Origin of the sequence: Clostridium sp., assembly GCF_050717545.1 — a bacterium.
In the GTDB taxonomy this organism is placed as follows: domain Bacteria; phylum Bacillota; class Clostridia; order Clostridiales; family Clostridiaceae; genus Clostridium_AD.
Genome location: NZ_JBOITN010000028.1, coordinates 1 through 12,411, shown reverse-complemented (window position 1 = coordinate 12,411; position 12,411 = coordinate 1). Strand labels below are relative to the sequence as shown.

11 protein-coding genes are annotated in these 12,411 nt (G+C 30.3%); 6 read left to right on the top strand and 5 right to left on the bottom strand.

Going from position 1 to position 12,411, the window contains the following annotated elements; all coding sequences use genetic code 11:
- Positions 1–139: 139 nt before the first annotated feature.
- Complete coding sequence (locus ACREVX_RS06320) at positions 140–2,113, top strand: DNA gyrase/topoisomerase IV subunit B (protein ID WP_431543321.1); 1,974 nt, start codon at positions 140–142, stop codon at positions 2,111–2,113.
- A 25-nt stretch (positions 2,114–2,138) separates the two neighbouring features.
- Positions 2,139–5,078 (top strand): DNA topoisomerase IV subunit A, encoded by a 2,940-nt coding sequence (locus ACREVX_RS06315; RefSeq protein WP_431543320.1) that lies wholly within the window; start codon positions 2,139–2,141, stop codon positions 5,076–5,078.
- A gap of 54 nt (positions 5,079–5,132) precedes the next feature.
- Here ACREVX_RS06315 and ACREVX_RS06310 read toward each other — a convergent pair whose 3' ends face one another.
- Positions 5,133–5,600 carry a GtrA family protein gene (locus ACREVX_RS06310; RefSeq protein ID WP_431543319.1) on the bottom strand — a complete coding sequence of 156 codons (468 nt, stop codon included), beginning with the start codon at positions 5,598–5,600 and terminating at the stop codon, positions 5,133–5,135.
- Between the two features lie 186 nt (positions 5,601–5,786).
- Between ACREVX_RS06310 and ACREVX_RS06305 the strand changes: the two genes are divergently transcribed.
- Positions 5,787–7,031 carry a M16 family metallopeptidase gene (locus ACREVX_RS06305; protein ID WP_431543318.1) on the top strand — a complete coding sequence of 415 codons (1,245 nt, stop codon included), beginning with the start codon at positions 5,787–5,789 and terminating at the stop codon, positions 7,029–7,031.
- Between the two features lie 2 nt (positions 7,032–7,033).
- Complete coding sequence (gene recJ / locus ACREVX_RS06300; RefSeq protein ID WP_431543317.1) at positions 7,034–8,803, top strand: single-stranded-DNA-specific exonuclease RecJ; 1,770 nt, start codon at positions 7,034–7,036, stop codon at positions 8,801–8,803.
- 69 nt (positions 8,804–8,872) lie between these two features.
- On the opposite strand, the gene ACREVX_RS06295 is transcribed toward recJ, so the two are convergent.
- The 4 genes from ACREVX_RS06295 to ACREVX_RS06280 form a co-directional block, all read right to left on the bottom strand.
- Positions 8,873–9,055: an alpha/beta-type small acid-soluble spore protein gene (locus ACREVX_RS06295; protein ID WP_431543316.1), complete on the bottom strand. Its 183-nt coding sequence runs from the start codon at positions 9,053–9,055 to the stop codon at positions 8,873–8,875.
- Between the two features lie 285 nt (positions 9,056–9,340).
- A complete protein-coding gene (locus ACREVX_RS06290; protein ID WP_431543315.1) occupies positions 9,341–9,526 on the bottom strand; it encodes an alpha/beta-type small acid-soluble spore protein in 186 nt (61 codons plus the stop codon).
- A 51-nt stretch (positions 9,527–9,577) separates the two neighbouring features.
- On the bottom strand, positions 9,578–9,763 hold the full coding sequence (locus tag ACREVX_RS06285; protein ID WP_216146287.1) for an alpha/beta-type small acid-soluble spore protein: 186 nt from the start codon (positions 9,761–9,763) through the stop codon (positions 9,578–9,580).
- A 234-nt stretch (positions 9,764–9,997) separates the two neighbouring features.
- Positions 9,998–10,189, bottom strand: a complete 192-nt coding sequence (locus tag ACREVX_RS06280) for an alpha/beta-type small acid-soluble spore protein (RefSeq protein ID WP_431543314.1) — start codon at positions 10,187–10,189, stop codon at positions 9,998–10,000.
- A 222-nt stretch (positions 10,190–10,411) separates the two neighbouring features.
- Between ACREVX_RS06280 and murG the strand changes: the two genes are divergently transcribed.
- Both murG and ACREVX_RS06270 read left to right on the top strand, forming a co-directional pair.
- A complete protein-coding gene (murG, locus tag ACREVX_RS06275) occupies positions 10,412–11,485 on the top strand; it encodes an undecaprenyldiphospho-muramoylpentapeptide beta-N-acetylglucosaminyltransferase (RefSeq protein WP_431543313.1) in 1,074 nt (357 codons plus the stop codon).
- Positions 11,486–11,678: 193 nt separating this feature from the next.
- Positions 11,679–12,104 (top strand): flavodoxin domain-containing protein, encoded by a 426-nt coding sequence (locus tag ACREVX_RS06270; protein WP_431543312.1) that lies wholly within the window; start codon positions 11,679–11,681, stop codon positions 12,102–12,104.
- The last annotated feature ends 307 nt before the right edge of the window (positions 12,105–12,411 follow it).

The window sequence follows — 12,411 nt, the reverse complement described above, 5'->3', positions numbered from 1 at the left end:
GGTTAAAACGCTATAAAAAAACTAAAATATCATCATAAATAGAAACTAACGTTCTATTTTTTTATTTAAATCTCTTTACCTTTTGCCAAAGAACATATAGAATAACAAATGTGTGATAAAATTTTACTGGAGGATTTTTATGATTTTAGGGAAATTTACGAGTTTAGACAATGAGGAAATTCAAACATATGATGTAACCGACCTAACTTCTCTAGAAAAGTTAGAGCCTGTAAGAATAAGACCAGGTATGTATATAGGGTCTACAGGAAGCAAAGGTCTACATCATTGTATATGGGAAATTTTAGATAACTCTATAGATGAGATAGCTAATGGTTATGGCGATAGAGCTGAAATAATATTAAATATAGATAAAAGTGTTACTATTGTTGATAATGGTAGGGGAATTCCTACAGGAATACACCCTATAAAACATAAATCTGGAGTGGAAATGGTATTTACCGAGCTTCATACTGGGGGAAAGTTTAATAATAAAAATTATAAAATATCCGGCGGTCTTCATGGCGTTGGAGCTGCAGTTGTAAATGCATTATCAGAGTGGTTACAAGTTGAGATAAAGCAAAAAGGAAAAGTTTTTACTCAAAGGTTTGAATATGCTTATGATGATGAGCTTAAAAGGCTTATGCCTGGTACTGCAGTGAGCACGCTTGATATAGTTGGTGAAACAAAAGATACAGGTAGTAAAGTTACCTTTATGCCAGATAAGGATGTATTCACCACTTTAGAATTTAATTCTGATTTTATTGATGAAAGATTACAAGAACTTGCGTTTCAAAATAAAGGAATTACTTTAGTATTTATTGATAACCGAAACGAAGGAAATGAAGTAAAAGAGTATCATTCTGACAGAGGCCTTTTAGATTTTATTGATTATCTTAATGAGAGTAAAACTTTGCTTCATAAAGCTCCCGTGTATTTCCAAGGTGAGAAAGAAATAAACGGCATCCAATTATACGGAGAAATTTGTATGCAATTTACTGATTCTACTACAGAGTACATTGCAAGTTATGTTAACAATATACCAACAACAGAATCAGGAACTCATGAAACTGGATTTAAAACAGGTATGACAAGGGCTTTTAAAGAAGGAGCTAAGAAACTTAATCTTTTAAAAGAGAAAGATAAAGAATTTGAAGGTGCCGATTTAAGAGAAGGAATGACAGCAATAGTAAGAATAAAAATTAGTAATCCAATATTTGAAGGCCAAACTAAAAGTAAATTAGGAAACAATGAAGCATATAGCATGATGAATGAATTATGTTTTGTTAAAATTTTAGAATGGATAGAAGACAACAAAGAGATGGCTACTAACATAATAAATAATGCTATTTCTTCAGCATCAAGGAGAGATAAGATTAAAAAAATTAATGAAGCTGAGAGAAAAAAAATAGGTAAGGGAGCATCACCGCTTGCAGGTAAAATTGCGGTATGTACGTTAAAGGATACGGAAGTTACAGAATTTATAGTGGTTGAAGGGGATTCAGCTGGTGGAAGTGCTAAGCAAGCTCGCGATAGAAGGTTTCAATCTATAATGCCCTCTAAAGGTAAAATTATGAATACTGAGAAACAAAAGCTAGAGAATGTTTTAGCTAGTGAAGAACTTAAAATATTCAATACCGCAATTGGGACGGGAGTTCTTGAGAATTATCATGAAAAAGATTTGAAGTATGATAAGATAATTATATTAAGTGATGCGGATGTTGATGGATATCACATTAGAACATTATGGATGACTTTTATTTATAGATATATGAGGCCGCTAATTGCAAATGGGCATCTGTATATGGGAATGCCTCCACTTTATAAGGTCTATAAGCAGACTAAAAACGGCGAAGTAGCAAGTTATGCATATAGCGATGAACAATTAGAAAAGACAAAAAAAGAAATTGGAAAAGGAGCTTTAATCCAAAGATACAAAGGTCTTGGAGAAATGAATCCAGATCAACTTTGGGAAACTACGCTAAATCCAACTACTAGGACCCTTCAGCAGGTGACTATAGAAGATGCAGCAAAAGCAGAGAAGATGGTTTCACTTCTAATGGGAGATGTAGTCGCACCTAGAAAAAGTTACATGTATAAATATGCTGAGTTCTAACGATAATTTAGGAGGGATTTATTAAATGGCAAAAAAAGTTGAAGTACCAAAAGATAATAATATAATAATGACACCAATAGAAGAAGCAATGCCAGATAATTATCTTCCATATGCTGTAGAGGTTGCCCGAGAACGTGCACTACCAGATGTACGTGATGGATTAAAACCAGTACATAGAAGAATTCTTTTTGGAGCATATATGTTAAGGGCCTTTCCGGACAAGCCTTATTTTAAATCAGCAAGAATAGTTGGAGATATTCTTGGTAAGTATCATCCACATGGAGATTCTTCAGTTTATGGGGCTATGGTAATACTTGCGCAATCTTTTGCAACGAGAAAACCATTAATAGATGGACATGGAAATTGGGGAAGTCAAGATGGCGACAATGCAGCTGCTATGAGGTATACAGAAGCACGGCTTTCACCTATTGCCCTTGAAATGATAAGGGATATAGATAAAGGCGTTGTGGAAATGGTAGATAATTATTCGGGTGCAGAAAAGGAGCCATCTGTTCTTCCATCAAGGTATCCTAATTTGCTAGTAAACGGAACATTTGGTATTGCTGTAGGAATAGCAACTAATATACCACCTCACAATCTTGGTGAGGTAATTGATGGACTACTGGCTTATGCGGATAACACTGAAATTACAACAAAACAGCTTATGAAACACATAAAAGGACCAGATTTGCCAACAGGGGGCATTTTAATTGGTAAAAATGCTATAGAAAGTGCTTATGAGACTGGAGAAGGTAAGGTAACGTTACGATCTAAAATGAGTATTGATGTTCTAGAAAATGGACGTTTTGGCATAGTCATTACAGAGTTTCCATATAGAAAAAATAAGGCGAAATTATTACAATCTATTTCTGATATGACCGCAGATAAAAGACATTCAAGATCTCTAGAGTCAATTGTTGATATTAGAGATGAATCTGATAGAACTGGGCTTAGGTCTGTAATTGAATTTAAGAAATCCACAAGTAAAGAAGTTGCAACTAAGGTACTTAAATATCTAATGAAGAAAACAGAACTTCAATGTAATATACCTTTTAATATGGTAGCACTAGCAAATGGTAAACCTCAAACTATGTCGCTTAAAACAATACTTATGCATTACTTAAATCATCAAAAGGATGTAGTAACTAAAAGAACCCAAAAAGAACTTGAAGTTGCAGAAAATAGATTTCATATTGTAGAAGGTTTTATTAAAGCAATCGACGTAATGGATGAAATTATAAAAACAATAAGGGCTTCAAAATCTAAAAAAGATGCAGGCCTTAACCTTATTGAGAAGTTTAAATTTTCAGTTATTCAAACTGAAGCAATACTTGAACTTATGTTATACAGGTTAACGGGTCTTGAACTGAAGATATTTATGAAGGAATATAGAAAACTAGAACTTTTAATTGCCGGCTATAAAAAAATTCTTGGAAATGAGAAAGAACTTTTAAAAATAATAAAATCAGAAATCATGGAGATAAAAGAAAAATATAATGATCCTAGGCGAACAAAAATCATTGAAGATGATAACGAAGCTAAAATAGAGGTAGATGACTTAATAGTAGTAGAGGATATCATGATTACTTTATCTAACGATGGTTATATAAAAAGAATTCCAATGAAATCTTATAATAGGTCTAATATCAACATAGAGGATATAGAGTATAGAGAAGGAGATTTTAATACATATTTACTACAGACCAATACTAAAGATACGTTAATGATCTTTACTGAGAACGGAAATATGTATCAAGTAAAAGCAGATTTAGTGCCAGAATATAAGTGGAAAGAAAAAGGTGAGAGGATTGATACGCTTATTCGCGGAATTGATTTAATTAAGGAAAGAATTATAGCTGCTTTTCTATCCACAGATTTAACCCCTGGGAAAGAATTTATTTTCTTTACAAATAAGGGTAATATAAAGAAGACTAGTTTAGATAAATACAGTACAAGTTATTCTAAATTATCAGCTTTAAGGTTAAGAGAAAATGAAAAACTTTTCGATGTTAGGTTAAACACCGCAAAAAGAAAACAAGCGTATATAAATATATCTACAAAAGAAGGGTTAGAATTTTCTTTAGATGAGCCAAAACTTTTAAATGTAGATAGAAATGTAGTAGGAACGCAACTATTTAATCTTAATCAAACTGACCAAGTAATAAAATTAGAATTTACAAAAGAACATGATTATAAAATATTTAATATCAGTATAAATCCTAAAGGTGTTATAAAAGTTTCTAGTAGAAAGAGTGCGGCTAAGTTGAGCACATATACCAAATCATCTTCTATGTTACTTATATTTACTTGGAAAGGAATTGTTCATAAATTACCTAGCTATATGATTGAGAATATCGATAAAAAAGGTACAGATATTAGTAATTTGCTTGATAATTTTGATATCGATGATAAAATAGTTGAAATAATATCTATTGATGATTTTGCACGAGACGAAAGTATATACTTCTTTACAAAGAGAGGGATTGCAAAAAGGTTAAAACTTAGTGAAATAGACGGAGATTTCCGATCGTCTCTAGTTTATAAACTTAAAACGGAAGAAGATAAATTAGCTTTTGTAAAAATCAATAAAGATAATGTGGAAAAAGATGTAGTAATTGTTACAAAAAAAGCAATGTGCATAAGATTTAATGTGAATTCCATTAATTTTATGGGCAAAGGTGCATCAGGGGTAACAGGAATAAGTTTAAAAGAAAATGATGAAATTATATTTGTAGATTTAGTAGGAGCTAAGGTTAAAAATGGAGATTGTCCTGATAAAACAATTGAGAATACTATGGATGATCTAAGTTTAATAGTTTGTTCATTTAAAGGTGAAAAAAAGACTATAAAACTGGGTGAAATAAACGTTCAAAATAGAGCTGGCAGAGGTAAAAACTTAACAAGTGCGTTACTTGACGATTATGTGGAAAATGTTATATTGGTATCTGAAAAAAATCACAAGTAAAACATATTTGCAAATAAAAAAAGACATGTACTTAAAGTTAAATAAAACTTAACTTTAGCGTGTCTTATTTTCATTAAAAACAAAAAACTTGTTAATTAAAAATCCGAAAAATCCTATGGTAATAGAATCTGTTAAAATACATATGTTAAACCACAAGTGATTTAATTTTATTATGTTAACTCCTGTTGGGAAAAAATGTATTAAAGGATTTTTACTTGTTAGTATTACTAGCATACAGCTATTAAGAATCATGCCAAATAGTAACACTGAGGCATATTCAAAGTAAGTCGAATTATGGGAATTTTCTGCAAAAGTGAACTTTTTATTTAAGCAATAACCGCAAACGGAATAAACACTAAATGCAATGATGTTAAAAACAAATAACATTTTTCCATGAGTTATACCTGTTGAAAAGGACAGGATGTTTAATATGAAAATGTCTATTATGGTGTTAATAGCACCAATAAAAGCATATTTAATAAATTGAGTTAAGGATTTATATGTTTTATTTTTATTATTCATAAAATATTATTCTTAAATGAAATATGTTTAAGAAACTAGCCACCACCTTTTCATAAAAAAAATTATGTCAAAATTCTTATTTTGATTGTATTATTATATTTAAACTAATAATAGTGTATACCAAAACAAAAAAAAATAAAACAAAAACATACAAATATAAAAAGAATATAAAACGAAGGTGATTATATGGAAAAAATAATACTTGAAAATGGGCTTAAATTATTATACGAGAAATCCAAAAATAATTTGACTTCCTTTACAATAGGATTTGATGCCGGGGCAAATGTTGAGGAAAACCAGCAGCTAGGAATTGCTCATGTGGTGGAACATATGCTTTTTAAGGGTACTACTTCAAGAACCGAATATGAAATAAACAAATTATGCGATGAAACTTTTGGGCAATGCAATGCTATGACAAACTATCCATACGTTGTATATTATGGCACCACCTTAGATGTGGATTTTGAGAAGGGTCTTGAAATTTACGCAGATATACTTGTTAACCCTTTATTTTCTGATAATGGATTTAAAGAGGAAATAGAAGTGATTTGCGAAGAATTAAAAGAATGGAAGGACGATTCGGCGCAGTTCTGTGAAGATACCATGTTTTATAATGGATTTGAAAATAGAAGGTTAAAGAATTTAATAATAGGGACGGAGGAAAGCGTACGAAACATAACAATAAAACAAATTAAAAACTTTTATGAAAAATATTACAGATTAAATAATTGCGTTATAAGTATAATATCACCTATGAATATAGGCGAAGTTTCACAAATGGTTGAGAAGTATATGGGCAATTTAAATTCTAATTTAGATAGTAAAAATGAAGATAAAGAATATACATATGAAAATAACAAACAGGGTACTTATTTTGAATATAGAGATGATCTTCAAGGTGCCAAAATTCAATATTGTTTTTCAATTCATGAATTAAATACAAGAGAAATTAGTGCTCTTAAATTATTTAATTTAGTTTTCGGGGATGGTACAAGCAGTATATTGTTTGATGAGGTTAGGACTAAAAGAGGCCTAGTATATGATATTGGAAGCATTATTAAAAACGAAGTTGGAATAAAACTATTTACAATATCTTTAGGAACTTCTATGGAAAATGTGAGCAGGGCTATAGGAATCATAAATACAGAACTAGAAAAAGTTAAAGAGCTTAAGGGCGTCTTTGATGAAAAATGTATGTTTAGGTTATGTAAAAGTTATAAATTAAGAAAGATGTTAGGCCTTGAAAAATCTATTCAAACTAGCATGAATTTATGTGTATATGAAGTTATGTATAGAGGGAGTATTGGAATATTCTCGGAATTTGAGGAGATGGATAGCATTAGTGAAGATGAAATAATGGAAGTAGTAAATAAAGTTTTAGTAAATGCAACGATACAAGTACTGATGCCAAATCTAGGAAGTAGGCTATAAATATGGAGAAAAAGTGGTTATTACGGAATACAACTAGAGACATAAGTTCTTTAGCGAAAATCTCAGGAGTAAGTGAAGTTACTGCTAAAATTTTAGTAAATAGAGGATTTCATAATGAAATAGATATAAAAAAGTTTATGAGGGCTAGTTTAGATGATTTATATGATCCATTTTTAATGAAAGATATGGATAAAGGGACTGATTTAATTAAACTAGCTATTGAAAACAAAGAAAAAATTGTGGTTTATGGAGATTATGATGCAGATGGTGTTACGAGTACTGTTATAATGTTCAAAGCATTAAAAAAATGTGGTGCAAACGTAAAATATCATGTACCGGATAGGGAACATGAAGGTTATGGTATAAATAGCGATAGGATAAGAAAACTACATGACGAAGGTTTTAACGTAGTTTTAACTTGCGATAATGGAATTGCTGCCATCCAGCAAGTTGAACTTGCAAAACAACTAGGCATGATCGTAATAATAACTGATCACCACGAACTTCAATTTGAAGAAAATACTTTAGGTACAAGGATTTTTAAGATTCCATGCGCTGATGCGGTTATTAATCCAAAACAAAAAGAATGTAATTATCCATTTAAACAATTATGTGGTGCAGGAATTGCTTTTAAATTTGTTGAAGCATTGTATCTAAAATTTGGTATTGACAAGAAGTTTGTTAACGAATTTATAGAAATTGCAGGAATAGGTACGATTTGTGATGTTGTAGATTTAATAGATGAAAATAGAATAATTGCTAAAAATGCTTTAGCGATGTTAACAAACACAAAAAATATGGGATTAAAATATCTAAAGGAAATTTTAAGTATAAATGACAAAGAAATAAAATGTTATCATGTTGGTTTTCAAATAGGACCATGTATAAATGCTACTGGTAGACTGGAATCAGCGGCAACCTCTGTGGAACTTCTATTATGCGAAGATGAAAATAGAGCAAAAGATTACGCTAAAATATTATTTGAGCTTAATCAAAAAAGGCAAGAGATGACAACGAAAAATGTCGAAGAGGTTATAGAACTCATTGAACATTCTACTTTTAAAAATGATAAAGTTTTAGTGATTTACAAAGACACTATTCATGAGAGTATTGCAGGCATTGTAGCGGGCCGAGTTAGAGAAGCTTTTAACGTGCCAACAATTATTTTAACTAAAGGGAAAAAAGATCCAAAAGGTTCTGCAAGATCTATTAATGAATATAATCTGTTTGAAGAATTAATAAAATGTGAAGAGCTACTTGAAAAATTTGGAGGTCATCCAATGGCAGCAGGTCTTTCTATAAAAGAAGAAAACATAGAAAAACTAAGGAAAAGGTTAAATGAGAATTGTATCCTTACTTATGATGATATTATTCCTAAGGTAAGAATAGATCAAAGAATGTCACTGGCCAAAATAAATTACGAGTTGGTTAATGAATTAGAACTTTTAGAGCCATTCGGTAAAGGAAATCCGTCTCCACTGCTTGCAGAAAAAAATGTAAGTGTTTTAAAAATAGATATCCTAGGCAAAAATGCTAATACATTAAAAATAAAATTTCTAATGCCTGGCCTAAATAAATGGATTTATGGAATCTGTTTTAACAGAGTAGAAGAATTTATAGAAATGCTCAAAGATAGGTACTCAGAGGATTATTTGAGCTATCTTCAAAGTCCAAGGGGAATGAAACTAGACTTAATTTTCTCACCTCAAATTAATGAATATAATGGACGGAAATCTATTCAATTAAAGATTTTAGAATTTAAACTTAGCTAAATCAGCACCTTAGGTGCTAAAAAAACAATGGCTCACATTATTTATGAGCCATTGTTTTTTATTTAAAGATTATAAATTTCTTTCGTACTGTTCTACCATTTTTTTGACCATTTGCCCACCAACAGAACCACATTCTCTTGAAGTTAAGTTACCATTGTAATCCGAAAAATTAACCCCTAATTCTTTTGCAGTTTCCATTTTGAATGAATATAATCCAGCTTTAGCTCCAGGTACTAATTGTCTGTTTGCCATTGTTAATCACTCCTCTATAAATTTATTTGGGTCATGATAGTATCTTGTGCATAAATCAGATATATATAATAGAATAGTTAAGGGAAATAAGCCAAGTAGAACATCGAATACTAATATTCACCAACAGACAAATTTGCAGCTAAATTTTGTTTAAAAATATAAGTCAAAATATATTCAATTTGATAATTATAAATAAAAAATGTACGTCTATGTAATTTAGCTAAAATAAAAAAGTTAAGAGGTATATGGCTAGCATATACCTCTTAACTAAGCTAGAATTTTATATTATAAGTTTTTCTCGTAAGCTTCTACCATTTTTTTAGTCATTTGTCCGCCAACAGATCCGTTTTCTCTAGATGTAAGATCACCATTGTAACCTTCACTTAAATTAACTCCAACTTCTTTTGCAGCTTCCATTTTAAATTTGTTGAGTCCAGCTTTTGCTTGTGGTACTAGTGTTTTATTTGACATTGTAAACCACTCCTCTTATAATTTATTTTTTAACTAGTTTAAAACTTTAACTTATAAATTCTTTTCGTATTGTTCTACCATTTTTTTAGTCATTTGTCCGCCAACAGATCCGTTTTGTCTAGAAGTAAGATCGCCATTGTAACCTTCCTTTAAATCAACTCCAACTTCTTTTGCAGCTTCCATTTTAAATTTGTTAAGTCCAGCTTTTGCTTGTGGTACTAATGTTTTATTTGACATTTTCAATCACTCCTTCTATGATATATTTTGGTTCTGATAGTATCATGTGCAGAAATTAAAAATATATAATAGAGTATTGGAGGATAATTAGGAAAATATAATATTATAAATTATAAATTACCAATTTTTCTAATATTTTAATATAATATAAATAATTAGATTATTTTATTGCTTAGGCCAAATATCTAAATTAAGAGGTATATGACTAGCATATACCTCTTAATTAATTTTAGATTATAGGTTTTTCTCGTATTGTTCTACCATTTTTTTAACCATCTGTCCGCCTACTGATCCATTTTGTCTTGAAGTAAGGTCACCATTGTAACCTTCCTTTAAATCAACGCCAACTTCTTGAGCAGCCTCCATTTTAAATTTATTAAGTCCTGCTCTTGCCTCTGGTACTAATTGTCTATTTCTACTTGTCATAATAATTGCCTCCTTTTTATTTTAAAATTATTTGATGATAGTAGTTTATCCGGATAATATATTTTTATTTTAGTGAATTGAAGGGTAGTTTTGAAAATTATATATGGTTTATAATATTATTGTAAACGTATTTTTTGATAAATCTAGAACTTTTTATATAAGTTAGTATATAATGATGTAGAATATACTGAGAGAAACATGTTTTTTAAAAGGAGTGTTAAAGTGGAAAAACACAAAATAATAATGACTGGTGGCGGTTCTGCAGGGCATGTAACACCGAATCTTGCACTTGTACCAAAACTTAAAATGTTGGGTTATGAAATTGAATATATTGGTACAAAAGAAGGAATTGAAAGGAAAATAATCGAGGATGAACATATAAAATATTATCCTATATCTAGTGGGAAACTACGAAGGTATTTTGATGTGAAAAATTTTACTGATCCTTTAAAAGTAATTAAAGGGATTTTTGAAGCAAAAAAAATAATTAAAGAATCAAAACCGGATATTATATTTTCTAAGGGCGGGTTTGTTTCTGTGCCTGTTGTGCTTGCTGCATTTTTTAACAAAGTTCCAGTTATTGCGCATGAATGTGATATTACACCGGGACTTGCAAATAAATTAGTAGCGCCTTATTGTACAAAAGTATGTGTGACTTTTCCAGAAGCATTAAATGAGATAAAAAATGGAAAAGGAGTAGTAACTGGTAACCCTATAAGGCGTGAATTATTCGAAGGAAGTAAAGTAAAAGCAATGGAAATATGTGGCTTTAAAAATAAAAAACCAATATTAATGATTATTGGTGGTAGTTTAGGATCTAAAGTTATAAATGAAGTAGTGAGGGCAAGTCTTAAAAAATTAAATTTAGATTATAATATTATCCATATTTGTGGTAGTGGTAATATTGATAAATCACTACAAGGTAAAAATGGTTACAAGCAGTTTGAATATACAAAAGACGAATTACCTCATTTATTGGCTAGTGCAGATATTGTGGTGTCAAGAGCTGGAGCAAATGTGATTTTTGAACTCCTAGCATTAAAAAAACCTAATCTGCTAATACCATTGTCCGCTAAGGCAAGCCGTGGTGACCAAATACTTAATGCAAGATCTTTTGAAAAAAGTGGATATAGTTTGGTTATTCAAGATGAGGAGTTAACACCAGAAAATTTAGAAATAAAAATAAAAGAATTATATAAACAAAGGAACAAATATATTGAAAATATGAATCACAGTGAAACTTCAAAAAGTATTGACTTGATAGTAGACTTAATAGAAAAATACAGGAAAAGGTAAAGAAAGTACACCCTTATGATTTTATAGAAGTTAGACCAATAATTGTTAGAATATAAGGGAAATATAAGGACTATTAACAAAATAACATCATTTCACATTAATTATAACAAAAAACTTGAATATTTTTTGTTTTGATGTATAATTAAGTAGTAACAATAACTATCTATAAATATGAAAGTATGGGGTGATAGCAATGAAAAAATTGACGATAATTTATTTGAGCAACGGTGGGAATGTTGAAGTTTTAGCTAATCATATAGCTAAGGGTGCAAAGGATGCAGGTGCAGAAGTTCTAGTTAAACTAGTTAGCGAAGCTACTGTAGAAGACGTAACTGGTGCAGATGTAGTTGCATTTGGAAGTCCATCAATGGATAATAATAGAATTGATCAAAAAGAAATGCAGCCTTTTATTGATAAATTTAAATTACTCCCAGTTAATAATATGGTTACAGGTTTATTTGGATCATATGGTTGGGATAATGGAGAATTTATGGAAAAATGGATAAGTTTAATGGGTGATTATGAATTTAATGTTACACAAAGCTTAACCGTTAATGAAGCTCCTACTAATGAACAATTAGCTTTAGCTGAAGAAATGGGAAAAAAATTGGTTAAATAAAATTTAAATACATAGACTATAAAAGTCTATGATGATTAGCTAATGTCAAAAGCGTTAGCTAGTCTTGCATGAAGTTAACTAGAAAGTTATTGTTCCTAATTGTAAAGTTGTTTTTAATTCAATACTCTTACTTACAATTTCAATAAAAAATTATAAACACATTTTTAGAATATCATTAAAGAAAGAAGGCTTATTAAATGAGAAAAACTAAAACTATGGACGGTAATACAGCTGCAGCACACGTTGCTTATGCGTTTACCGATGTTGCAGCAATTTACCCTATAACACCATCATCAACAATGGCTGA